Here is a 25,175-nt window from a genome sequence, read left to right on the forward strand (position 1 = left end):
GACCCGCATGCGATCCAGACGCACCTGGCTGCCGGCGCTCGCGCTGGCTCTCGCCACCGCCCTCGCCGCGCCCATGGCCGGCGCCGGCACGCTGTACCTCGGCGCCGACCTGTCCTACGTCAACGAGATGGAGGATTGCGGCGTGCAGTACCGCGACCACGGCGCGCTGCGCGACCCGTTCGCGCTGTTCCATGCGCACGGCGCCAACCTGGTGCGCGTGCGCCTGTGGAACGATGCGCGCTGGACGCGCTACAGCGATCTGAGCGACGTCAAGAAGACCATCCGCCGCGCGCGCGCGCAGGGCATGCAGGTGCTGCTGGACTTCCACTACTCCGACGACTGGGCCGACGGCGAGAAGCAACTGATCCCCAAGGCCTGGGCCAACATCACCGACCAGGACGAACTGGCGCGCACGCTGTACGGCTTCACCTACGACACGCTCAGCGCGCTGGACCGCGCTGGGCTGATGCCGGAACTGGTACAGATCGGCAACGAGAGCAATTCCGACCTGATGGACAGCCAGCCCTGGGACAAGCGCCGGCCGATCGACTGGACCCGCAACGCCAAGCTGTTCAACGCCGGCATCCAGGCAGTACGCGACGCCGGCGCGCGCTCGACGATCAAGCCCAGGGTGATGCTGCACATCGCCCAGCCGGAGAACGTGGAGCCGTGGTTCGCCGCCGCGGCCAAGGCCGGCGTGCGCGACTTCGATTTCATCGGCATCAGCTACTACCGCAAGTGGTCGCGCGAGACCATGGACCAGCTCGGCGCCACCATCAAGCGCCTGCGCCAGCGCTATCCGGCCGAAGTGATGGTGGTGGAGACCGCCTATCCGTGGACGCTGGAAAGCGGCGACCCCTCGCCCAACCTGCTCGGCGCCGACTCGCTGATCAAGAGCTACCCGGCCACCCCGCAGGGCCAGCTGAACTACCTGGTCGACCTCACCCAACTGGTGGTCGACAACGGCGGCAGCGGCGTCGTGTACTGGGAGCCGGCCTGGACCAGCAACACCTGCAAGACCCGCTGGGGCGTCGGCTCCTCGTGGGAGAACGCCAGCTTCTTCGATTTCCGCCACGGCAACGAACTGCTGCCCGGCATCGGCTTCATGCAGCACGCCTACCGACCGGCCCCGGCGGCGGCCGCAGGAACCACCGCCGCGCCCGCACAGGACGCGCAGCCATGATCGAACTGAGCCGCCGCGACCTGCTGCGCTCGCTGGTCGCCGGCGGCGTGCAGGCGGCGGTGCCCGGTGCCGCCTCGGCGCTGGCGCCGGCCGCGCTGGCCGCCACGCCCACCGGCAACGATGCCAGTGCGCCGCTCTCGCTGGATCTGGACGACGATGCGCCGCGCCAGCGCCTGCTGTGCGATGGCGGCTGGCGCTTCCATCTCGGCCACGCCGACGACCCGGCGCGCGACTTCAATTTCGGCACCTTCCAGCGCACCTACGCCAAGGCCGGCAAGGACACCGCCGATGCGGCCCTGCTCGGATTCGACGACAGCGCTTGGGAGCGCATCGACCTGCCGCACGACTGGGCGGTGGCGCTGCCGCCGCGCCAGGACCCGACCTCCACCCTGGTCAACGGCGAAGACCCGGCCGCCGCGCACGGCTACACGCCGCTGGGGCGCACCGATCCGCAGACCAGCATCGGCTGGTACCGGCGCGTGCTGGAGATTCCGGCCGAGGACCTGGGCAAGCGGATCAGCCTGGAATTCGACGGCGTGTTCCGCGACTGCATCGTGTTCTGCAACGGCCACATCGTCGGCCGCAACGGCAGCGGCTACTGCGGCTTCGAAGTCGACCTCAGCGACGTGCTCGACTACGGCGCCGAAAACATCATCGCCGTACGCGTGGACGCAACCCTCGGCGAAGGCTGGTTCTACGAGGGCGCCGGCATCTACCGCCACGTCTGGCTGCGCACCACCGACGCGCTGCACGTGCCGATGGACGGCGTGTACGTGCGCAGCGCCTGGGACGGCGGCGCCGCGCAGGCGCTGGTGGAGACCGAACTCGGCAACCACGGCGCGACGCCGCGGCAGTGCAGCGTGGTCTCGGTGATCCGCGCGCCGGACGGGCGCATCGTCGCCCAGGCCAGTTCCGCGCCGATCACGGTCGAGCCCGGCGTGGTGCAGCGCGTGCAGCAGACCCTGGACCTGGGCACGCCCGCGCCGTGGTCGCCGGAACACCCGCAACGCTACACGCTGTCCACGCGCCTGCTCGGCGACGGCCATACCTGCGACGCGACCACCACCCACTTCGGCGTGCGCCGCCTGCAGTTCGATCCGCAGCGCGGCCTGCTGCTCAATGGCGCGGCCTACAAGCTGCACGGCACCAACAACCACCAGGACCATGCCGGCGTCGGCACCGCCATTCCCGACCGCCTGCACGAATGGCGCCTGCGCCAGCTCAAGTCGATGGGCTGCAACGCCTACCGCAGCGCGCACAACCCGGCCTCGCCGGCGGTGCTGGAGCTGTGCGACCGGCTGGGCCTGCTGCTGATCGACGAGACCCGGCGCATGTCCTCCGACGACGAGGCCATGGCCGAACTGACGTCGATGGTGCGTCGCGGCCGCAACCATCCCTGCGTGATGCTGTGGTCGCTGGGCAACGAAGAGCCGCAGATGGTCACCGCGCGCGGCGCGCGCATCGTCGCGCGCATGCAGCGCCTGGTGCGGCGCCTGGATCCGAGCCGCCCCACCACCTTCGCCATGGACAAGGGCTTCGACGACGGCGTCGGCCAGGTCGTGGACGTGGTCGGCTTCAACTACCGTACCACGCAGATGGACGCCTTCCATGCGCGCCATCCGCAGATCCCGGTCTACGGCAGCGAGACCGGCAGCACCGTCGGCGTGCGCGGCAACTACCGCACCGACGACGTGCGCGGCTATGCCCGCGCCTACGACCTCGACTACCCCTGGTGGGCCAGCAGCGCCGAAGCCTGGTGGAGCTATGTCGCGCAGCGCCCGTACATCGCCGGCGGCTTCGTCTGGACCGGCTTCGACTACCGCGGCGAGCCGACCCCGTACAACCGCTGGCCGAACGTGGCCTCGCAGTTCGGCCTCCTCGACAGCTGCGGCTTCCCCAAGGACAACTACTGGTACTACCGCGCGCAATGGACCACCGCGCCGGTGCTGCACCTGTTCCCGCACTGGAACTGGGACGGCCTGCTGGACGAGCGCGACAACGGCATGGTCGACGTCTGGTGCCACAGCAACCTGGACGCGGTGGAACTGCTGGTCAACGGCGTCAGCCAGGGCCTGCAGCAGGTGCCGGCCTACGGCCATGTCGAGTGGCGCGTGCGCTACGCACCCGGCCGCATCGAAGCGCGCGGCTACCGCGGCGGCAAACAGGTGCTGACGCAGCTCCGCGAGACCGTGGGCGCCCCGGCCGCGGTGCGCCTGCGCTGCGAACGGGCGAATCTGCTGGCCGACGCCGAGGACGTGGCCGTGGTCGCGGTGGAGATCGTCGACGCCAAGGGCCGCGTCGTGCCCACCGCCAGCGACGCCGTGCGCTTCGCCGTCCGCGGCCCCGGCCGCCTGATCGGCGTGGGCAACGGCGACCCGTCCAGCCACGAACCCGACAAGGCCGACCAGCGCCGCGCCTTCAACGGTCTGTGCATGGCCTTGCTGCAGACCACGCGCGATGCCGGCACGCTGACACTGGAAGCGACCGCGCCCGGATTGGCGCCTGCGCGGCTGGCGCTGAAGAGTGTGCGTACCAAGCCGCGGCCGTTCGTCGCCTGAGGCGGCCGCGCGCTTTCGAGGCGCTGCGCGGCGCCATCGTCATGCGCTACCGACTCGGTGCTCCTACGACGCGTCATTCCGAAGCCGATCTACGACGCCTCGCCAGCATCGCCGCAGCCACGACGCTGCATCGCCCCGGCGATGCGCGCTCCCCCACCGCGCATCGCGGCGAGGGAGCGCCAGCCCTCACCGCAAGCGCGAGAAGGCACCGATCCCGGCGATCGCCAGCCGCTCGGCGGGCAGCGCCGTTTCGGCGAACGACAGCCGCAGGTAACGGATCTGCCGCACCTCGGGGAAATTCAGCCGCTGGGTCGAGAGCGCGTAGGCGATATTGGACAACTCGCCGCCACCGGCCGGCTGCCAGTGCTGGCCATCCTCGCTGCTTTCGGCGCGATAGCCCTTCGGCGGCGCCGCACCGTTCATCACCGTGCGCGAGGGGGTGAGGCTGAAGCCGGCGACCTGGCGCAGCGCACCGAGGTCGATGGTCACCTGCGCGGGATGGCCCGGCGTGGGAGCGGGCACGACCCAGATCGTGCCCGCATCGTCGTCGAGCAACTTCTCCGCTCCCGGCGCGCTGGCGGCGACGATGCGCCAACCCGCGGTGGACAGCACGTCCGGCGCGTTCGTCGTGGGCCGCGCAACCGCAACGGGCGCCACCGCGCGAAACAGCGCGAATTCGCTGATCGCCGGACAGACCGGCGCCTCGAGCACACGCAAGCGCACACGGCGCGCGGCAATCGGACGATCGAGCCGCAGGATCCGCTGCGCGCCGATGCATTGCGCTTCGGCCAAGCGCTGCCATTGCCCGTCCACCTCGGCGTCGATCGCGAAGCGGGTGACGCGCACGCCCAGCGGCAGGTATTCGCGCAGCCGGATCAGGTCGAAGCTCTGCGCCGCCGACAGTTCCAACGTCAGCGTCGGCGTGGTGACGTCGTCCGGCGTGGACCAGTAGCTGTCCGGCTGGCGGTCGAGCACACGCTCCGGCTCGAACCCCGGACCGCGCGCCGCGCTGGCGCTGGCCTTGGCGCCCTTGGCCAGATCGATGGCGAAGCTGGCGCGGATCGCATCGCCGAAGCTCTTCAACACCGCGACGTCATGGTCGGCGATGCGGCCGCGCCGGTCCGGCGGAAGATTGAGGTTCATGTTGGTGCCGCGCGCGACCGAGGTATCGAAGTAGCGCACCAGATTCTCCGGGCTGCGCACCTTGCCGTCTTCGTCGGCATGGTAGAACCAGCCCGGGCGGATAGAGGTGTTGGTTTCCGCAGGCCACCACAGCGCCCCGCCCCGCACGCCGGCATTGCCGTTTTCCTGCGTGTAAGGCGCATTGGGCATGGTCGGCCAGCACGGATCGCCGGCCACGCCCTCCTCGTTGCCGACCCAACGGATATCTGCGCCCAGCGGATCGAAGGTGCAGGCCATCGGCTGGTGTTGGTGCACCAGCTCGATCATCCGCGGCCAGTTGTAGTAGGCGGGGGCATCGATCTTGCGGGTTTCGCGCGCTCCGCCGTAGTAACCGTCGCCACCATTGGCGCCGTCGAACCAGAACTCGAACAGGTCGCCATAACCCGTGCACAGCTCGACGATCTGCTTGCGGAAATAGTCGAGGTAGCCGGGACGGCCATACTCGGCGTGGTTGCGATCCCAGGGAGAGAGATAGATGCCGAAGGCCAGGCCGGCACGCCGGCACGCCGCGGCCATTTCGCCGACGATGTCGCCCTTGCCGTTCTTGTAGGGCGAATTGCGAATGCAATGCTCGGTCAGGCGCGTCGGCCACAGGCAGAAGCCATCGTGGTGCTTGGCGGTAAAGATGATCCCTTTGAGGTTGCCGGCCTTGGCCGCGGCGACGATTTGATCGGCGGAGAAATCGCTGGGATCGAATCTGCGCGGATCTTCGTCACCGTAACCCCATTCCTTGTCGGTGAAGGTGTTCATCGCAAAATGCACGAAGGCGTATTGCTCCCACCGGTGCCACCGCAGTTGCCGCGCGCTTGGTACGGCGCCCCACGGTGCCGGCTCTTTCGGACGCGGTGCGGCCACGATCCGGGCGGCGGATGCGCTGAAGCCCGCGGCGACGGCCACGACACCCGTGGCAAGAAAGGTACGACGATCGATCATGGACGCCTCCGGCTCTACACAAGCCCGGATCTTAGCTTTTCCAACGGCGAAACAGTCCTGCCCGAAACGACACACGGGCATTCGAAGGACACAACGTCACCGTGTGGCCGATCCTCCGCCGCATGCTCGGAAATTGCACTGCGCGCTGTCGCCAATCCGCTTTTTTACGGACAATGGCAGCTGGCGCCGAGACGACTCGCACGCAGTTGCTGCGGACTCGGCATTGCACATGCTGCGTGCGCACCGGACATTCGCTGTCTCGCGATTGACCTTCCTGCCTTTGTCCGTGGAAACGGTGCGCCCCCGACGTTGCACCGTGGATCGGCAGGTGGCGCATCGAACCACGCACCGGGCTGGCGCCGCGCCACGCTGTCATTTGCTGCCGGCACCCGTCCATACTTGTCCACGGACAGTCACCCCGAAATTCCTTAAGTCACTGAATCAGATGCAGAATCGAGAAAAAACCCAAGCTCCTGGAAGCGCAGCGGAGCACACCCCGCTGATGAAGCAGTTCTTCGCCGCCAAGTCCGAATACCCGGACCTGCTGCTGTTCTTCCGCATGGGCGATTTCTACGAACTGTTCTACGACGACGCGCGCAAGGCCGCGCGGCTGCTGGACATCACCCTGACCCAGCGCGGCAGTTCCGGCGGTGCGCCGATTCCGATGGCCGGGGTGCCGGTGCATGCCTACGAGGGCTATCTGGCACGGCTGGTGGCGCTGGGCGAGTCGGTGGCGATCTGCGAGCAGATCGGCGATCCGGCGCTGGCCAAGGGCCTGGTCGAGCGCAAGGTGGTGCGCATCGTCACTCCCGGCACGGTGACCGACGAGGCCTTGCTGGACGAGCGCCGCGACACCTTGCTGATGGCGATCGCGCGCACCAAACAGGGCTACGGCCTGGCCTGGGCCGACCTGGCCGGCGGCCGTTTCCTGGTCAACGAGGTGGACAACGAGGACGCGCTGGAGGCGGAACTGGCGCGACTGGAGCCTGCCGAACTGCTGGTGCCCGACGAGGACCAGTGGCCGGAGTTCCTGCGCGAGCGCCGCGGCGTGCGCCGCCGGCCGCCGTGGCTGTTCGACGCCGACAGCGGCCGCCGCCAGTTGCTGGCGTTCTTCCAGTTGCACGATCTGAGCGGCTTCGGCCTCGACGACGACATCACCGGCAAAGGCCGGCGCGCCACCGCCGCCGCCGGCGCCCTGCTCGGCTACGTGGAGGAAACCCAGAAACAGCGCCTGCCGCACCTGACCGCGATCGCGATGGAGACCGCCGGCGAGGCGATCGCGATGAACGCGGCCACGCGACGTCACCTGGAACTGGACACGCGTGTGGACGGGGACACCCGCAACACCCTGCTCGGCGTGCTCGACAGCACGGTCACGCCGATGGGCGGGCGCCTGCTGCGGCGCTGGCTGCACCGCCCGCTGCGCCTGCGCGAGGTGTTGGTGCAGCGCCACCATGCCGTCGGCACGCTGATCGACCGCGGCGTCGACGCCGACCTGCGCGAGGCGTTCCGCGCGCTCGGCGACGTCGAACGCATCCTCACCCGTGTCGCGCTGCGTTCGGCGCGCCCGCGCGACTTCTCCACCCTGCGCGACGGCCTGGGCCTGCTGCCGAAGGTGCGCGCGGTCCTGGCACCGCTGGATTCGCCGCGGCTGGCCGCGCTGGCGGCGGAGCTGGGCCAGCACGACGAGATCGCGCACCTGCTCGCCTCGGCGATCGCCGAGCAGCCGCCGCTCAAGCTAAGCGACGGCGGCGTCATCGCCGCCGACTACGACGCCGAACTGGACGAGCTGCGCCGGCTCAGCACCAACGCCGACCAGTTCCTGATCGACCTGGAAGCGCGCGAACGCGCCAATAGCGGCATCGCCACGCTGAAGGTCGGCTACAACCGCGTGCACGGTTACTACATCGAGATCAGCAAGGGCCAGGCCGACAAGGCGCCGGTACACTACAGCCGGCGCCAGACCCTGACCAACGCCGAACGCTACATCACCGAGGAACTGAAGAACTTCGAGGACAAGGTGCTGTCGGCGCGCGAGCGCGCGTTGTCGCGCGAGAAGCTGCTCTACGAAGGCCTGCTGGACACGCTGGGCGAGCGCCTGGAGCCGCTCAAGCGCGCCGCCGCCGCGCTCAGCGAACTGGACGTGCTGGCCGGCTTCGCCGAACGCGCGCAGGCGCTGGACTGGACCCAGCCGGAACTGGAGACCGGTGCGTGCCTGCGCATCGAACGCGGCCGCCACCCGGTGGTGGAAGCAGTGCGCGAGCAGCCGTTCGAGCCGAACGACCTGAACCTGCACCCCGACCGCCGCATGCTGGTGATCACCGGCCCGAACATGGGCGGTAAATCGACCTACATGCGCCAGAACGCGCTGATCGTGCTGCTCGCGCACATCGGCAGCTACGTGCCGGCGCGGCGCGCGGTGATCGGCCCGATCGACCGCATCCTCACCCGCATCGGCGCCGGCGACGACCTGGCCCGCGGCCAGTCCACCTTCATGGTCGAAATGGCCGAAACCAGCTACATCCTGCATCACGCCACCGCGCAGTCGCTGGTGCTGATGGACGAGATCGGCCGCGGCACCTCCACCTACGATGGTCTGGCCCTGGCCGACGCGGTGGCGCGCCATCTCGCGCACCACAATCGCTGCTACACGCTGTTCGCCACGCACTATTTCGAGCTGACCGCATTGGCCGACGAATCGGTCGAAGGCGGCGCCAGCGGCATCGCCAACGTGCACCTGGACGCGGTCGAGCACGGCGACCGCCTGGTGTTCATGCACGCGGTCAAGGACGGCCCGGCCAACCGCAGCTTCGGCCTGCAGGTGGCGGCGCTGGCCGGCCTGCCCAAGGCCACGGTGGCGCAGGCGCGGCGACGCCTGGCGGAACTGGAGCAACGCGGCGGCGAAAGCCATGCCTCGCAGATGGCGCCGCAGGCGCTGGACGCGCCGCAGCAGTTCGGCCTGTTCGCGGCCACGCCCTCCGCCGCGCAGGAAGCATTGGCTGCGCTGGATCCGGACGAACTCACGCCCAAGCAGGCGCTGGAAGCGCTGTACCGGCTCAAGTCGCTGCTGTAGGCGGCCTGCGATTCAGCCCCTCTCCCACCGGAAGAGGGATTGGGGTGAGGGTCCGGCGCGAAGCGTCTCGCAGTGTCAGGTGCACGAGGCTGCGCCCGCACCCTCATCCGCCCTTCGGGGCACCTTCTCCCACTGGGAGAAGGGAAGCGCCAAAGCCCCTCTCCCACCGGGAGAGGGGTTGGGGTGAGGGTTCGGCGCGAAGCGTCTCGCAGCGCCAGGACACACGAGGCTGCGCCCGCACCCTCATCCGCCCCTTCGGGGCACCTTCTCCCAAAAAGGGGGCCATGGTCCCGGAGGGAGCAGGGAAGCGCCAAAGCCCCCCTCCCATCGGGAGAGGGGTTGGGGTGAGGGTCCGGCGCGAAGCGTCTCGCAGTGTCAGGACGCACGAGGCTGCGCCCGCACCCTCATCCGCCCCTTCGGGGCACCTTCTCCCAGTGGGAGAAGGAAAGGCTGCAAGCCCCTCTCCCGTCGGGAGAGGGGTTGGGGTGAGGGTCCGCCCGCACGGCACACCCAACCGCAAGTCATCCCACATCCCGCTAGGCGCTCGCCGGCACGGCGCTCGGGCGCGGCATGAACGGGTTGGGATGCGCCGCTAGCAACGCATCGTCGATGGCCGCGGCACGCTGCGCCGCCAGGCGCGCCATGTGCCGCTGCACGAAGGCGACAAACGCCGGCCGTGCCTGCAGCACACCGATGCGCGTGTAGAAGCCGAGGAACGCGGCGGCATACAGGTCGGCTGCGCTGAAGCGATCGCCGGCCAGGTGCTCGCGACCGGCGACGCCCTGCTCCAGCATGTCCAGCAGATCCTCGCCATGGCCGTAGCCCGCGCTGTGCGCCGGGGCCAGCGTGCCGTGCTGCCTGGCGGTCAGGAACGCCTCGGCCGGACCGGCCAGCAGGAACAGCCAGCGGTAGTAATCGCCACGCGCCGGCGATCCAAGCGGCGGCGCCAGTTGCCGCTCCGGCACCAGGTCGGCCAGGTAGGCGCAGATCGCCGCGTTCTCGGTGACGCTGGTGGTGCCGTGGACCAGCGCCGGCACCTTGCCCATCGGGTTGATCGCCAGATACGCCGGCGTCTTCATGCCGGTGCCGTAGTCGAGGATCTGCGCGCGGTACGGCAGGCCGGTTTCTTCGAGCATCCAGCGCGCGATGCGGCCGCGCGACATGGGGTGGGTGTAGAGCACAAGATCGTGGGTCATGGTCGGACTCCGTGGTGGACGCCACGCAGTCTGCGCGTGCCCTGCTGACACCTGCTGTCAGGAGCCGACGCCGTGTCCGGTGGCGGCGCGCCAGCGCCGGATCAGCAGATGCCGCCGCGTCGGGTAGCGTTCGCTGTCGTCGCGCAGCGCCAACACCCGGTCGGCACGGAAATGGCGGAAATCGCCGCGCAGTTCGCACCACGCCGCGATCATGCCGAAACCGCCCAGGAAGGCCATCGCGAACGGCCAGATGCGCCGTTGCGAGGCGACGCCGCCGGCATCGGCGTAGTCCATGTGCAGCACGTGTTCCAGGCGGATGCCACGACGCAGCACCGGCAGCCACGGTGCCGCCGGCTGCGCGGGCGTCGCCGCGGGCACCAGCAACCCGCTGGTCTCCAGCGCCAGCCGCAACGGTGCCGGCAGCGACGCCCCGATCCGGGTGATGGCGCGCTGCGCGGCCTGCGCCAGCTCCGGATCGGCCTGGCTCGCCACCCAGCGCGCGCCCAGGGTCAGCGCTTCCAGTTCGTCCTCGCTGAAGTTCAACTCCGGCAGCAGGAAGCCCGGACGCAGCACGTAGCCCACGCCCGGGTCGCCGAGGATGTCGGCGCCCTGCCCGCGCAGGCTGGCGATGTCGCGGTACAGCGTGCGCAGGCTCACTCCCAGATCGGCAGCGAGCTGCGCCCCGGCCACGGGCCGGCGTCGCCCGCGCAGGGCGTCGAGCAGGCGCAGCAGACGGGTGGCGCGTTGGGTCATCGCGACAGGATAGTAGGCAGGCGCCGCCAACGGGAGGCACTGTTGCGTCAGGCATCGCCCGCTTGTCGCTGCAGTCCGATCGGTGTCGCACTGCGCAGCGACGCTGTCGCCTGGAGGAAACACGGACTTCTATACTCGACGGCGAACGCGCCGCCCCGCTCCGTCGCAAACGGGGCCGCGCACACCAGCACAGGCCGCACGCGTCCGCGACGGCTACATCCAACGAGGGAACGCATGCAGCCACGCTCGCGAACGTCGTCACGCCCCCCGGTCCGCTGCACCATCGCAGGTGCCATGCGGGCGCCACATCCGCGCAGCGGCCGTCGCGGCATCCGGGACTGAGGCGACGATGATGGAATTTGCCCTTTTCGCCATCGGCGTGGTCGTCGGTGCGGTGCTGTTGCATCTGGCGCGCCCTCTCGGGCGCAGCGCCTCCGCGCAGCGGCCTGCACCGGCGACCGACGCCGGCGACAACCACCACGCCGCGCCCGAGGCAACGCAGGAGACCCCGGCGCAGCATCTGCAGCGGCTGCGCCAGCAGGTGGAAGCACAGGACGAGCAGATCCACAGCCCTGCCGATCTGGCACAGATTCCGCAGTTCCAGCACGGCGTGGCGCTGCTGGCAGGCGCGGAGTTCTCCCATCAGGAACTGGTCGAGGCGCTGGGCAGCCCAGGCTACGTGCTGCCGTGCATGGCAGCGCAGGCCTTGGCGCAACGCCGCCCCCAGGATGCGGACGCGGTCCTGGACGTGCTCCCGCACCTGGGTTCGTATCCGCTGAGCTTCCTGTTCGACTACCTGCAGCGCCTGCCGGATGCCGACCATCTGCACGCGCTGCTGCGCCACGCACGCGACTGGTGGTGGAACGTCGTCCCGTTCCGGCAACGCCTGCGCGCCTATCTGCAGTGGGCCGCAAGCAAGGCCCCGGCGGACCGCCCGGTGGATTTCGACGAACTCGACGATGCAGCGCTGACCGCACTCGGCGACACCCTGGCGCAGTTCAAGGAACCCGTGCTGGAGCCGTTCCTGCAGCGCCTGCACGACGCACGCAAGCAGCGTCGCGAGCAGCGCGTGCTCGGCGGCTTCGGCCGTGTCGTCGCCGCGGTGCCGGCGCGCCTGCGCCTGCGCCACCCGGGGCTGGACGCGGCCTTGCAGCGCGCCTATGAGCACGTGGTGACCACGCCTCCGCAGCCGGTCCTGCTGGTCGGCGAGCACGGCGTGGGCAAGAGCGTGCTGATCGACCTGCTCAGCGAACGCCTGCTCGGCGAGGGCTGGCGTGTGTTCGAGGCCTCCGCCGCGGAGATCCTGGCGGGGCAGAGCTACATCGGCGAACTGGAGGGACGCATCCGCGAGATGCTGGCGGTCCTGCACCGCGAGCGCGCCCTGTGGCGCGCGCCGGACTTCTACGACCTGCTGCACAAGGGCGCGCATTCGCGCGATCCGCGCGGCATCCTCGATCTGGTGCTGCCGGCGCTGGAGCGCGGTGAGCTGCGCCTGATCGGCGAGATCACGCCGCGGCAACTGGCGCAGCTGCAGGTGGCGCGGCCGACCACGCGTTCGCGCTTCGAAGTGGTGACGCTGGCACCGGCCGCGTCCACCGCGCTGGCGCAGATCGGCGCACAGTGGGCGCAGGCCCAGGCGCAGGCACTGCAGACCGAGGTGATCGACGCGCGCGCCCTGGCCGAAGCCGAACGCCTCGCCGCGCAGTACTTCCCCGATCAGCACGAACCCGGCCGCCTGCTGCAACTGCTCGACGAGACCCTGCAGGCCGCGAAGGACGGCGACGACGCACGCCTGCCGCTGGACGACGATGCCTTGCTGCAGGCGGTGGCCAGGCGCAGCGGGCTGCCGCTGGAGGTGATCGATGATCGCCAACGGCTGGAACTGGAGACGCTGCGCCGTTTCTTCCGCAAGCGCGTGCTGGGCCAGGACGAGGCGGTGGAGACCCTGCTCGATCGCATCGCCATGCTCAAGGCCGGGCTGATCGACAGCCGCCGCCCGATCGGCGTGTTCCTGTTCGCCGGCCCGACCGGCACCGGCAAGACCGAATTGGCCAAGGCACTGGGCGAACTGCTGTTCGGCACTCCCGAGCGCCTACTGCGCCTGGACATGAGCGAGTTCCAGGGCGAGGACGCGCTGTACCGGCTCACCGGCGACGACAGCGCCGGGCAGCGCACGCTGATCGCACGCATCCGCGAGCAGCCGTTCTCGGTGGTGCTGCTGGACGAGTTCGAGAAGGCCCACCCCAAGGTCTGGGACCTGTTCCTGCAGGTGTTCGACGACGCCCGCCTGAGCGACCGCAACGGCAACACCGCCGACTTCCGCCACAGCATCATCATTCTCACCAGCAACGTCGGCGCCACGCTGGCCCGCGGCGCCGGCCCCGGCTTCGCCACCGTCGCCGGTGGCTACTCGCGCAACGCGGTGGAAAAGGCGGTGTACGAGACCTTCCGCCGCGAGTTCGTCAACCGGCTCGACAAAGTGGTGCTGTTCAACCCGCTGGATCGGGCGCTGATGCGCGAGATCCTGCACAAGGAACTGGATCGCACGCTGACCCGGCGCGGCCTGCGCAATCGCGCCTGGGCGGTGGAATGGGAGCCGTCGGCGATCGAGTTCCTGCTCGACCGCGGCTTCACTCCGGACCTGGGCGCGCGGCCACTGCGCCGCGCGATCGAACAGCATCTGCTGGCGCCCCTGGCACGCAGCATCGTCGAGCAACGCGCCCCCGAAGGCGACCAGTTCCTGTTCGTGCGCGGCGCCGGCGACCGCCTCGACGTGCGCTTCATCGCAGCGGACGCGCCGCCGACGCCGGAACCCCTGCCCGCGGCGGTCGACCCCGCCACGCCCACGGATCTGCGCGACCTGGTGTACGCGCCCAATGCAGACAGCGCGGTCCTGCCGCGCCTGGATGCGGCCTTGCATCGCCTGCAGGAATCGCACGCCGCGCCGGCCTGGCGGCAGGCGCGCGAGGCCGATTTCGCCGCCATGGGCGAGCGCGATTTCTGGTCGCAATCCGGCCGCTTCCAGGTGCTGGACCGGATCGAGCGCCGCGACCGCATCGAAAGCGCGCTGGCCACCGCCGTGCGCCTGCGCGCGCGGCTGGACGGCGGCGCTCAGCGCGACGGCGAGTTCGTGGCGCGCCTGACCCAGTTGCTGTGGCTGCTGCACCTGGCCAGCACCGCGCTGCAGGAGCAACGCCCGCAGGATGCGCTGCTGGACCTGCGCATCGGCGCCAGCGAGCTGCACCGGCATCCGGCCGAAGCACGGCAGTGGTGGCAACGTCTGCTGCAGATGTATCTGGCCTGGGCCGAGCAGCGCAACATGCGGGTGGACGTGCTGGCACAGGATCCGCAGCAAGGCCGCGCCTGGCTGGCCATCGCCGGTTTCGGGGCACTGGCGTTGCTGGACGCGGAAGCCGGCCTGCATGTGCAGGAGCAGGAGGTCGACGAACCGACCCTGCGCCGGCTCGCGGTGCAGGTGCGGGTCGCCCCGGACCTGCCCGGGCAGGCACGGCGCGCGCCCATCGGCGAGGACGAACTGCGGGTGTGCCGACGCTATCGGATCGCGCCTTCGCCGCTGGTGCGCGACAGCGTCCGCGGCTGGCGCAGCGGACGCCTGGAACGCGTGCTGGGCGGCGATTTCGACGTGATGCCGATCGACTGAGTCCTGTCACGGACGCACGCGGCATGCGGCCACTGCAGGGAGCGCTGGGCAGGCGAGCGATGCGCGGCCACACCGCACACCGCCATCGATGCGATAGCTGCACGCTATCGATTGATTAGAAGAATTCGAATTCTCTAAATCGCGGCTTCCGCCTATCGTGTCTCCAGTTTCACCGTGTCGCCGCCGTATGATCGCGGCGCCGAGCCACCCCATCTCGTCCACCAAGAGCCAAGGCAGCCTCCCATGACCAGCGAATCGAAATGCCCGTTCCACCAGGCTGCCAGCGGCAGCGGCACCAGCAATCGCGACTGGTGGCCCAAGCAGTTGCGCGTGGACCTGCTCAACCAGCATTCGGCCCGTTCCAACCCGCTGGACCCGCAGTTCGATTACGCCACGGCGTTCAAGCAGCTCGATCTGGAAGCGCTCAAGCGCGACCTGCACGCACTGATGACCGATTCGCAGGACTGGTGGCCGGCCGACTTCGGTCACTACGGCCCGCTGTTCGTGCGCATGGCCTGGCATAGCGCCGGCACCTACCGCACCGGCGACGGCCGTGGCGGCGGTGGCCGCGGCCAGCAGCGTTTCGCTCCGCTCAACAGCTGGCCGGACAACGTCAGCCTGGACAAGGCGCGGCGCCTGCTATGGCCGATCAAGCAGAAGTACGGCCAGGCCATCTCCTGGGCCGACCTGCTGATCCTCACCGGCAACGTCGCGCTGGAATCGATGGGCTTCAAGACCTTCGGCTTCGCCGGCGGCCGCGCCGACACCTGGGAGCCGGACCAGGACGTGTATTGGGGCCGCGAGACCAAGTGGCTGGGCGGCGACGAGCGCTACGCACACGGCTCGCCGGGCGTGGACGAGGCGCACGGCGTGCTGGTGAAGGACGACGACAGCGAAGTGCGCCATACCCGCGACCTGGAGAACCCGCTGGCCGCGGTGCAGATGGGCCTGATCTACGTCAATCCGGAAGGCCCGGACGGCAATCCCGACCCGCTGCTGGCGGCCAAGGACATCCGCGACACCTTCGGCCGCATGGCCATGAACGACGAAGAGACCGTGGCACTGATCGCCGGCGGCCACACCTTCGGCAAGACCCACGGCGCCGGCCCGGCCGACCACGTCGGCGCCGAGCCGGAAGCGTCCGACCTGGAAAGCCAGGGCCTGGGCTGGTCCAACAGCTTCGGCAGCGGCAAGGGCGGCGACACCATCACCAGCGGCCTGGAAGTCACCTGGACCACCAGGCCGGCGCAGTGGACCAACGAGTTCTTCGAGCACCTGTTCAAGTTCGACTGGGAACTGAGCAAGAGCCCGGCCGGCGCCCACCAGTGGGTGGCCAAGAACGCCGAGGCGGTGATTCCGGACGCGCACGATGCGTCGAAGAAGCACCTGCCGACCATGCTCACCACCGACCTGGCGCTGCGCTTCGACCCGGCCTACGAGAAGATCTCGCGCCGCTTCCTGGAGAATCCGCAACAGTTCGCCGATGCCTTCGCCCGCGCCTGGTTCAAGCTGACCCACCGCGACATGGGCCCGCGTGCGCGCTACCTCGGCCCGGACGTGCCGGCCGAAGAACTGCTGTGGCAGGACCCGATCCCGGCCGTGAACCACCCGCTGGTCGACGCGCAGGATATCGCCGCACTGAAGAAGACCCTGCTCGACTCCGGGCTGAGCGTGGCGCAACTGGTGTCCACCGCCTGGGCCGCGGCCTCCACCTTCCGTGGCTCGGACATGCGCGGCGGCGCCAACGGTGCGCGCATTCGCCTGGCCCCGCAGAAGGATTGGGAAGTCAACCAGCCGGCGCAGCTGGCACAGGTGCTGGCCACGCTGGAGGACATCCAGGCGCAGTTCAACGGCGCGCAGAGCGGCGGCAAGAAGATCTCGCTGGCCGACCTGATCGTGCTCGGCGGTGCCGCCGCGGTGGAACAGGCAGCCAAGCTGGCCGGACAGATCGTCGAGGTGCCGTTCGTGCCGGGCCGCATGGATGCCTCGCAGGAACAGACCGACGTGGAATCGTTCGCGGTACTGGAACCGATCGCCGATGGTTTCCGCAACTACGCCAGGCGCCGTTACGCACTGTCGGCCGAAGCCCTGCTGATCGACAAGGCGCAGTTGCTGACCCTGACCGCCCCGGAGATGACTGTGCTGGTCGGCGGCCTGCGCGTACTCGGCGCCAACAGCGGCCAGTCCGCGCACGGCGTGTTCACCGATCGCCCGGGCGTGCTCAGCAACGACTTCTTCGCCAACCTGCTGGACATGGGCACCGAGTGGAAGGCGACCTCGGAGATGAAGGACGTCTACGAAGGCCGCGACCGCAAGAGCGGCGCGTTGAAGTGGACCGGCACCCGCGCCGACCTGGTGTTCGGCTCCAACTCGGTGCTGCGCGCGGTGGCCGAGGTCTACGCCAGCGCCGACGCGCAGGCGAAGTTCGTACGCGACTTCGTCGCCGCCTGGACCAAGGTGATGCAGCTGGATCGCTTCGACCTGGCCGCCTGACGACGGCAGACGGGGCGCCGCAACGGCGCCTCGCGTGTCCTGCTTGCATGACGACAACGCCCCGCTCGCCGGGGCGTTGTCGCGAGTGCAACGGCTCCACACGCTCTGTCGCAGAGGGCAACGCACGAATGGGGATGACGAGGAATGACCGCCCTGCGTCGCGGCTGAAGTCGCTCCCACGGTGTGTCAACCGCCATGAGCACGCCGACGCTCGCCAGAACGCAAGCCGGTCGTGGGAGGGACTTCAGTCCCGACTGCATGCAGTCGAGGAAACATGGTGTTGCTTGCAGCGACTGGACATCGAGCGAAACACGCGACCAGCGCACCACCCACCTTCGGCAACGTCACGGCACCATTCGGTCGTCGCTGCAACTCGGTCAACCGCACCGATCCTCGGCCAGGCGCAGCGGACTCGGCTACAGCGCGTCCAGATCCCCCAGCGCGCGGATCAGCCGCCGCGCACGCTTGTCCGGTTTGCCCTCCGGCGCCTGGTAGCCGTTGCGCTCGGCGCTGCGCTGCGCGCGCAACTGCGCACGGCGCTCGCGCGAGGCCTCGCTCTCCAGGTACAGGGTCTGCGCCACGCTGGCCGGGCCGCGGGTATCGCTCAATCCCAGCACCTGGATCTCGAACACCTCGTCGCCGCGCTGCACGCGCACCTGCTCGCCCACGCGCACCGCGCGCGAGGATTTCGGCCGCTGCCCGGCCACGTCCACCTTGCCGGTCTCCACTGCCTGCTTGGCCAGGCTGCGGGTCTTGAAGAAGCGCGCGGCCCACAGCCAGACATCCAGGCGCACCGCGGCAGCTTGTACGACAGATTCATTCATTGCGTTGCTCGACATCCACTCGCGTTGGGGATTGCAGGCAGTCAAAAGGCGGCGCCGGAGCGGAGACCATCGCGCCGCTGAGGGCATGCGCGGCGCACACGTCTCTCCGCACAGATGGCGATGCGATCGCACCAATGCAAGCACCGCGCCGCAGGGGCTCACCTTTCCGGGATGAATGGGTTGGCAGAGAGCGAGCGACCTCGAGGCAGGTCCCATGCCGGGGCTCACCTTTCCGGGATGAATGGGTTGGCAGAGAGCGAGCGACCTCGAGGCAGGTCCCATGCCGTTGCTGGCGTCGCCCCCTACCCGGCACCAAGCAATGACCCGAGCCGTGCCGAACGCAGTTCCACCCTCGCCGCAGCGCACCACCGCGACTCGGACAGGACCGGCCGCCGAGCGCGACGGCCCACGCCACCCGCCGTGGGGCGGCGCAGGCCCGTCCCCTGCCTGCCTGCGGCACGAACGCTGCAGACCCAGATCCGCCCATCGCCCCGCCGACATCCGTCGGTGCTAGTGTGGCCGGCTCACGCTCGCTCCCGACCCGCGATGACCAAGCCCGCTGCGCTCACCGAAGGCCCGATCGGCCGCCAGTTGCTGCTGTTCTCGCTGCCGATCCTGGCCGGCAACATCGCGCAGTCGCTCAACGGCTCGGTCAATGCCGTGTGGATCGGCCGCTATCTCGGCGAAGCGGCGCTCACCGCCGCGGCCAACGCCAACAGCATCATGTTCTTCCTGATCGGCTCGGTGTTCGGCATCGGCATGGCCGCCACCATCCTGATCGGCCAGGCGATGGGCCGCAGTGACGTGGCCCAGGCGCGGCGGGTGATGGGCACCAGCGCCACCTTCTTCATCGGCATCTCGGTATTGATCGCCGCCGGCGGCTGGTGGCTGGCGCGGCACCTGCTGGCGGCGATGGGCACGCCGGCGGCGTCGCTGCCGCTGGCCGAGGCCTATCTGCGGGTGATCTTCCTGGCGATGCCGCTGCTGTACACCTTCGCGTTCCTGTCGGCGGCGCTGCGCGGCACCGGCGATTCGCGCACGCCGTTCCGCTTCCTGCTGCTGTCGGTGGCGTTGGACATCGGCTTCAATCCGCTGCTGCTGTTCGGGCTGGGGCCGTTCCCCAAGCTGGGCATCGCCGGGGCGGCCTGGGCCACGCTGATCGCGCAGGCGGTGTCGCTGACCGGGTTGCTGCTGTACCTGCGGCAAAAACGCCACGTGCTGTGGCTGGGCCGCCGCGACGCGCGGCTGTTCCGGCTCGACCTGCCGATCCTGCGCGCGCTGATCGTCAAGGGCGTGCCGATGGGCCTGCAGATGGTGCTGATCTCGCTGGCGATGATCGTGATGATCTCGCTGGTCAACGGCTATGGCACCGCCACCTCCGCGGCCTACGGCGCGGCGCTGCAGCTGTGGGCCTACCTGCAGATGCCGGCGATGGCGATCGGCGCGGCCTGCTCGTCGATGGCCGCGCAGAACGTCGGCGCGCAGCGCTGGGACCGGGTCGCGGCGACCGCGCGCAAGGGCGTGCTGTTCAACTTCCTGCTGACCGGCGCGCTGATCGCGCCGCTGATCCTGTTCGACCGCTGGACCCTGGCGCTGTTCCTGCCGCCGCACAGCGCGGCGCTGGAGATCGCGCGCCACCTCAACCACATCGCGGTGTGGTCGTTCCTGTTCTTCGGCGTCACCTTCGTCATCTCCGGCGTGGTCCGCGCCACCGGTGCGGTGGTGCCGCCACTGCTGATCCTGGCGCTGTCGCTCTGGGGCATCCGCGTGCCGTTCGCGCAGTTGCTGCAGCCGCAGCTGGGCGTGGATGCGGTGTGGTGGAGCTTCCCGACCAGCGCCACCTGCGCGATGCTGCTGTCGCTGGCGTATTACCGCTGGGGCAACTGGCGCACCGCGCGGATGCTGGCGCCGTCGCGGCCGGAGACCGTGGCGCATCCGGCGGAAGTGCCGGTGCAGCCGCCGGCACCGGTCGCCGACGTGGCGGTGGCGCAGGATCCGGCGCGCTGAGCGCTGCGCTCGCGTCGCGATCCACAGGCGCCATTGTCTGTGCGGGAGTCGACTGTCATGCAGCCGCAGCGAACTAAGCCAAAGCCGTCCGACACCGTCACGCGTCGGGACTGAAGTCCCTCCCACAAGGGCGCCAGCCCTGCCCTTGTGGGGAAGCGACTGACGCTATCCCTACAACGGCCAGACCCCACAACGCGGGCCTGATGGCGCCGCCTCCACGAGGTGCAACACACGCTGCCACAAACGCAAACGGCCGCCCGAAGGCGGCCGTTGCGGCAGCGACCGAGGGTCGCCGGATGATTACTCGGCCTTGGCGGCGGCAGCAGCGGCCTGGCGCGCGACCTTGGCCTGCGCAGCGGCGGCCAGATCTTCCTTGATGCGGGCGGCCTTGCCTTCCAGGCCACGCAGGTAGTACAGCTTGCCGGCGCGGACCTTGCCGCGGCGCTTCACTTCGACCGAGTCGATGGTGGCGCTGTGGGTCTGGAACACGCGCTCGACGCCGTAGCCGTGCGAGATCTTGCGCACGGTGAACGAGGAGTTCAGGCCGGCGTTCTTGGTGCCGATCACCACGCCTTCGTAGGCCTGCACGCGCTCGCGGTTGCCTTCCTTCACCTTGACGTTGACGACGACGGTGTCGCCCTGGTTGAACTCCGGCAGCTTGCGCTGGATCTGGGCGGCTTCGAAGTCGGCCAGGATGGTCTTGTTGAGCTTGCTCATGGTGGGCACCGCTTGTGTCTGGTGAGGTGGTCCGGCAGTCGCCGCACGGCGATTGCGCGATATCGGATGGGCCAAGCACGGAGCGCACTGGCCGGAAAGCCGGGCATTTTAACCCAGCCCGGCGGCAATGGCTAGGGCTTGGATGGATTTTCCTGTTCGGCGGCCTGCGCCGCCTCCCGCTCCTGGCGGAATTCCTGCAGCAGGCGCCGGTCGGCCGCGCTCAGCGCCGTCTCGTCCAGCAGTTCCGGACGCCGCAGCCAGGTCCGCCCCAGCGCCTGCATGCGCCGCCAGCGCGCGATCGCGGCGTGGTTGCCGGAACGCAGCACCGCCGGCACCTCGCCCAATGCGTGTTCGCGCGGATGGGTGTAGTGCGGGCAGTCGAGCAGGCCGTCCGGGCCCTCGAAACTGTCCTGGGCCGCGGATTCGGCGTCGTTCAGCGCCCCCCCCTGCAGCCGGGTGACCGCATCCACCAGCACCGCCGCGGCCAGTTCGCCGCCGGACAGCACGTAGTCGCCGATCGAGATTTCCTCGTCCACCGCGGCGGCGACAAAACGCTCGTCCACGCCCTCGTAGCGCCCGCACAGCAGCAGCAGCCGCGGCAGCGCGGCCAGTTCGCGGGCCTTGGCCTGGGTCAGCGGCCGGCCTTGCGGGCTCAGGTAGATCAGCGGCGCCGGCTGCGGATCGGCCGCGCGCACCGCCTGCAGGCAGGCCTGCAGCGGCTCGATCATCATCACCATGCCCGGGCCGCCGCCGAACGGCCGGTCGTCGACCTTGCGGTAGCCGCCGCTGGCGTAGTCGCGCGGGTTCCAACCGTGCAGGTCCAGCAGCGCGCGCTCCTGCGCCCGCCCGACCACGCCGAACCCGGCGCACTGGGCGACGAACTCGGGGAACAGACTGATGACGTCGATGCGCATGAGGCTGGGAATGGGGAGCCGGGAATGGGGAATGGGAAAGGCAACGCCAAATCGGCCGCATGGCCGCTTCGCTCAGAACTCGGGGTCCCAGTCGACCACGACCAGGTTGGCTTCGAAATCCACCGACTTGATGTAGTCCGGCTGCACGAACGGCACCAGCCGTTCGCGGTCGCCGCGTACCACCAGCACGTCGTTGGCGCCGGTGGAGAACAGGTGCGACACCTGCCCCAGCGCCACGCCGTCGACGGTGCGCACGTCCAGGCCTTCCAGGTCCACCCAGTAGTACTCGTCCGGGCGCGGCGGCGGCAGGCTGCTGCGCGCCACGTAGATCTCGGTGCCGCGCAGGGCCTCGACCGCGTCGCGGTCGGTGACCTCGGGCAGCGTGGCGATCAGGTACTTGCCGGACTCGCGGCCGCGCACGCCGCTGAGGCTGCTCTCGCTGCCGTCGGGCTTGCGCACGATCCAGGGCTGATAACGGAAAATGGCGAGGCGCGGCTCGGTCCAGGACTCGAGCTTGGCCTCGCCACGGATGCCGAACGCGCCGAGGACCCGACCGAGCAGGATGCGGCGCTGGCTGTCTTTCATTGGGGGCAAACGCGAGGGCCGCGCGCTGGGCGCGGCCCGCGGAATCAGGCCGCGGCGGCCTGGTTCTTGGTGGCTTCCTTGTACAGGTTGCGCACCTTGTCGGTCAGCTGCGCGCCATTGGACACCCAATGGTCGACGCGGGCCAGGTCCAGCACCACGCGCGGCTCGGCGCCCTGGGCGACCGGGTTGTAGTAACCGACGCGTTCGATGTTGCGGCCGTCGCGCGCGCTGCGCACGTCGGTGACGATGATGTGGTAGAAGGGGCGCTTCTTGGCGCCGCCACGGGTAAGGCGGATCTTGACCATGGTGAGTTTCCGGTGTTGCCCAGTCGCCAGGATGGCGCGGTGAACCGACGATTATAGCGGCCGGCCCCGGCTCTGCCAAGTCTGGGCCGTGGCCTGCGGCCGCGGGATTGGGGATTCGAGATTGGGGATTCGCCAGGAGCGGCAGCCATGCCACGATGGCCGTCCACGGAGTGCTCAGATCGCCTGCCAGGGCTGGGTGTGCAACGCCGCCTCCAGCATGGCCAATAGATCCGCGGCCGGGCGCAGCGCGCGCCCGTCCACCGCCGCCACCGCCTGCTGGCCGCGGGCGTTGCAGGTGAAGGCGGCCACGTCCGGCCCGAGTTCGTGGAGCGACAGCGGCCGCACCTCCTGCGCCACGCCCAGCGCGGCGAGCCCGGCCTGCAGCAACCGTTCCTGGGTGCCGCGCAGCGCTGATGCCTGCGGCCAGTGCAGACAGGCGCCGTCCCACAGTCCCAGGTTCCAGGTCGGCCCTTCGGCCACCTGCCCCTGCGCGTCGACGAACAGCGCATCGTCGCTGCCGGCCTGCAGCGCAAGGCGGCGCTGGTGGAAGGCGCCGAAGGTGCCGACGTGCTTAATGTGGGGCGTCTCCCGGGCAAATACGCCACTGCGCAGCCGCAGCGGCGCCGCCTCGGCCTGTGCCGGTAGCGCCAGTGACACCAGCAGCTCCACAGCGCAATCGGCATCGGCCCGGCGCAACGTGAATGCCGGCGAGAACACGGTGACGCGGAGCGAGGCGTCGCCAGTGCCGAAGGCGGCCAGCGCCGCGCGTAGCTCGGCGCGCACGCGCTCATGCGGCAAGACACTCCCGAACAGCGCCGCGTTGGCCTGCTGCAAGCGCTGCAGATGCAGGTCGAACCCGCGCACGGCACCGTCGCGGACCTGCATGGTGCTGAAATGCCCGTAATTCACCAGCGCGGCGGCGGCCAGCAGGTCGGCATCCGCCGGCTGCCCGTGGTGGAAGACCTGCGATGTCACAGCAGGGCCTGCGCCTGCGACCACCAGCGTTCAACCAACGTCGCGGCGGGCTCGGCCGGTGCCATCCACGCCGACTGCCCGGCCCAGGCCTGCATCGCCGCCAGGCGGCCGGCGCGCTGTGCGGCCTGGCGCATCGGTGCAGTCAGGCCACGCTGCACCGGGTACGGCCGCGGCGGCGGCGCCTCCGCGGCAGCGGCGGCGCGCACGTAGTCGGTGGCCACCGCGCGGCCCAGGCGGCCGGAAAAGGCGCGGGTCAACGTGGTCTGCTCGGGTTCGGCCTGGGCCAGCGCATCCGCCCAGGCCGGTGCCAGCGCAGCCTCCGGGGTACGCAGCAGGGCGGTGCCGATCTGCACCGCGCTCGCGCCCAGGGTCAGCGCGGCGGCGATGCCGCGGCCGTCGCCGATGCCACCGGCGGCGATCACCGGGATCTGCAACTGGTCGACCAGCCGCGGCAGCAGCGCGAACAGCCCGGTCAACTGCCGCTCGGCGCTGCCGGCCTCGAAGGCGCCGCGATGGCCGCCGGCCTCCGCCCCCTGCGCGACCACCGCATCGGCACCGGCGGCCTGCGCGGCCAGAGCCTCGTCCAAGGTGGTGGCGCAGGCGAACCAGGCGATCCCGGCCTGCTGCAGGCGCTGCACCTGGTCCGGCCGGAACAGGCCCATGATCGACGAGGCCACTGCCGGCCGCGCCGCGAGCAGGGCCTCGAACTGGGCATCGAAATCGGCGGGCGCCGCATCGCCGGCGGCGGCGTCGACCGGCGGTCCCCAGGCCGCGAGAAAGGCACGCACCTCGGCCTCGGCGGCAGCATCGCGCGCGGGCGATGGATCCGGCACCCACAGGTTGACCTGCGCCGGCCCGCCGCCGGCGGCGCGGAACGCGTCCATCCACGCCACGATGTCCTGCGGCGCCGACAGCACCGCGCCCATCGCCCCCATGCCGCCGGCCGTGGCGACCGCGGCCGACAGCGGCACCGGGCAGGCACCGGCCATCGGGCTGAGCAAGATCGGCAGGCGCAGGCCGAAGCGCTGCCGAAAGGCGTCCACGCGCGCCAGGCGCTGCATCATGCGTGCTCCGCGACTCCGGGAACGGCCATGGTAGCCGCACCGCATCCAGGCCACGGTGCAGCGGACACTGCTGCGCTCACCTGCAGTGAAGATCGTCGCAAGGAACCCCCTTCAAACAACGCAAAAATCCGATCCCCTAGCCCGAGGCTGACGCTTTAGCGACGATTCGCCACAACGCCACGCAGCATGCACCTGCAGCCGATCCGCCCAGAGAAGTCATCGGGCTACGAACGCAACCAAGTTGTCGAGCGCCGCGTTGTTTCCGGCTTCGATTCCTTCGAACATCTCATCGCCGCAGAAAGAGGTCGCCTGAACGGTCATACAAACCCTGGTTTCATCGACATGCGCTTCAAGCAACACCGTATTCAGAAGCGCCGCCAGGGTCTGGCTGCCGGATTCCACGATTTCGCTCCATACGATCCGAGAGTTCGGCACGATGGAAACATAGGTAGCGATGCCCGTGTATTGCGGATCGTCCTTGTCCCCACATCGGAAAACATCCCGCCCGCCTTCACGGAAATCGGTCACATCGTAGATGACGGCCGCACTCTCGGATGGAGCGCTCCAGGTCGCACGCTGCGTGGAATCGGAAAAGGCGGCGAAGACGCGCGCACTGCCAGCCTTGCATGAACGTTCGAAGACGAACGTGCGGTGCTTGATCTGCCGGTCCATACCCTTCCCAAGCGAATGAACGAAAACTCAAAAAAGAACGGACGGCGACCGCAGCAAGGAGGAAAACCGTGCACGGCCAG

Annotated in this window: 17 protein-coding genes; 6 read left to right on the forward strand and 11 right to left on the reverse strand. The window is 69.7% G+C overall.

Annotated elements, in window-relative coordinates:
- Positions 1–7: 7 nt before the first annotated feature.
- Together SLW55_RS00790 and galA are read left to right on the forward strand one after the other, a co-directional pair.
- A complete protein-coding gene (locus SLW55_RS00790) occupies positions 8–1,183 on the forward strand; it encodes an arabinogalactan endo-1,4-beta-galactosidase (RefSeq protein ID WP_152237269.1) in 1,176 nt (391 codons plus the stop codon).
- Positions 1,180–3,741 carry a beta-galactosidase GalA gene (galA, locus tag SLW55_RS00795; protein WP_320744308.1) on the forward strand — a complete coding sequence of 854 codons (2,562 nt, stop codon included), beginning with the start codon at positions 1,180–1,182 and terminating at the stop codon, positions 3,739–3,741. Before SLW55_RS00790 ends, galA begins: the two co-directional genes overlap by 4 nt.
- A 186-nt stretch (positions 3,742–3,927) precedes the next feature.
- On the opposite strand, the gene SLW55_RS00800 is transcribed toward galA, so the two are convergent.
- Complete coding sequence (locus tag SLW55_RS00800) at positions 3,928–5,856, reverse strand: alpha-L-fucosidase (RefSeq protein WP_320744622.1); 1,929 nt, start codon at positions 5,854–5,856, stop codon at positions 3,928–3,930.
- Positions 5,857–6,301: 445 nt separating this feature from the next.
- On the opposite strand from SLW55_RS00800, the gene mutS reads away from it, so the two are divergent.
- On the forward strand, positions 6,302–8,929 hold the full coding sequence (gene mutS, locus SLW55_RS00805; RefSeq protein ID WP_320744309.1) for a DNA mismatch repair protein MutS: 2,628 nt from the start codon (positions 6,302–6,304) through the stop codon (positions 8,927–8,929).
- A gap of 536 nt (positions 8,930–9,465) precedes the next feature.
- Here mutS and SLW55_RS00810 read toward each other — a convergent pair.
- Together SLW55_RS00810 and SLW55_RS00815 are read right to left on the reverse strand one after the other, a co-directional pair.
- The gene (locus SLW55_RS00810; RefSeq protein ID WP_267093712.1) at positions 9,466–10,125 is read right to left on the reverse strand and encodes a glutathione S-transferase family protein; all 660 of its coding nucleotides are present in this window, start codon (positions 10,123–10,125) and stop codon (positions 9,466–9,468) included.
- 57 nt (positions 10,126–10,182) lie between these two features.
- Positions 10,183–10,878: a YafY family protein gene (locus SLW55_RS00815; RefSeq protein ID WP_017907930.1), complete on the reverse strand. Its 696-nt coding sequence runs from the start codon at positions 10,876–10,878 to the stop codon at positions 10,183–10,185.
- A gap of 352 nt (positions 10,879–11,230) precedes the next feature.
- On the opposite strand from SLW55_RS00815, the gene SLW55_RS00820 reads away from it, so the two are divergent.
- Both SLW55_RS00820 and katG read left to right on the forward strand, forming a co-directional pair.
- Positions 11,231–14,539 (forward strand): AAA family ATPase, encoded by a 3,309-nt coding sequence (locus SLW55_RS00820; RefSeq protein ID WP_320744310.1) that lies wholly within the window; start codon positions 11,231–11,233, stop codon positions 14,537–14,539.
- Positions 14,540–14,782: 243 nt separating this feature from the next.
- Positions 14,783–17,032 carry a catalase/peroxidase HPI gene (gene katG / locus SLW55_RS00825; RefSeq protein WP_320744311.1) on the forward strand — a complete coding sequence of 750 codons (2,250 nt, stop codon included), beginning with the start codon at positions 14,783–14,785 and terminating at the stop codon, positions 17,030–17,032.
- Positions 17,033–17,448: 416 nt separating this feature from the next.
- Here katG and SLW55_RS00830 read toward each other — a convergent pair whose 3' ends face one another.
- Positions 17,449–17,856: an RNA-binding S4 domain-containing protein gene (locus tag SLW55_RS00830; RefSeq protein WP_043092749.1), complete on the reverse strand. Its 408-nt coding sequence runs from the start codon at positions 17,854–17,856 to the stop codon at positions 17,449–17,451.
- A 546-nt stretch (positions 17,857–18,402) separates the two neighbouring features.
- On the opposite strand from SLW55_RS00830, the gene SLW55_RS00835 reads away from it, so the two are divergent.
- A complete protein-coding gene (locus tag SLW55_RS00835) occupies positions 18,403–19,863 on the forward strand; it encodes an MATE family efflux transporter (RefSeq protein ID WP_295911343.1) in 1,461 nt (486 codons plus the stop codon).
- A gap of 300 nt (positions 19,864–20,163) precedes the next feature.
- Here SLW55_RS00835 and rplS read toward each other — a convergent pair whose 3' ends face one another.
- From rplS to SLW55_RS00870, 7 genes are all read right to left on the reverse strand, one after another.
- Complete coding sequence (rplS, locus tag SLW55_RS00840) at positions 20,164–20,580, reverse strand: 50S ribosomal protein L19 (RefSeq protein WP_010342237.1); 417 nt, start codon at positions 20,578–20,580, stop codon at positions 20,164–20,166.
- A gap of 131 nt (positions 20,581–20,711) precedes the next feature.
- Positions 20,712–21,494, reverse strand: a complete 783-nt coding sequence (trmD, locus tag SLW55_RS00845) for a tRNA (guanosine(37)-N1)-methyltransferase TrmD (protein WP_320744312.1) — start codon at positions 21,492–21,494, stop codon at positions 20,712–20,714.
- A gap of 72 nt (positions 21,495–21,566) precedes the next feature.
- Positions 21,567–22,079, reverse strand: a complete 513-nt coding sequence (gene rimM, locus SLW55_RS00850; protein ID WP_017907937.1) for a ribosome maturation factor RimM — start codon at positions 22,077–22,079, stop codon at positions 21,567–21,569.
- A gap of 44 nt (positions 22,080–22,123) precedes the next feature.
- Positions 22,124–22,384 carry a 30S ribosomal protein S16 gene (rpsP, locus tag SLW55_RS00855; protein WP_010342240.1) on the reverse strand — a complete coding sequence of 87 codons (261 nt, stop codon included), beginning with the start codon at positions 22,382–22,384 and terminating at the stop codon, positions 22,124–22,126.
- 174 nt (positions 22,385–22,558) lie between these two features.
- Positions 22,559–23,359 carry an aminotransferase class IV gene (locus SLW55_RS00860; protein ID WP_295965501.1) on the reverse strand — a complete coding sequence of 267 codons (801 nt, stop codon included), beginning with the start codon at positions 23,357–23,359 and terminating at the stop codon, positions 22,559–22,561.
- Complete coding sequence (locus SLW55_RS00865; protein ID WP_284468855.1) at positions 23,356–24,420, reverse strand: nitronate monooxygenase; 1,065 nt, start codon at positions 24,418–24,420, stop codon at positions 23,356–23,358. Before SLW55_RS00865 ends, SLW55_RS00860 begins: the two co-directional genes overlap by 4 nt.
- A 219-nt stretch (positions 24,421–24,639) precedes the next feature.
- Positions 24,640–25,095, reverse strand: coding sequence for an SRPBCC domain-containing protein (locus SLW55_RS00870; RefSeq protein ID WP_284467618.1), 456 nt, complete (start codon positions 25,093–25,095; stop codon positions 24,640–24,642).
- Between the last annotated feature and the right edge of the window lie 80 nt (positions 25,096–25,175).

Origin of the sequence: Xanthomonas sp. LF06-19, assembly GCF_034105425.1 — a bacterium.
Taxonomy (GTDB): domain Bacteria; phylum Pseudomonadota; class Gammaproteobacteria; order Xanthomonadales; family Xanthomonadaceae; genus Xanthomonas_A; species Xanthomonas_A sontii.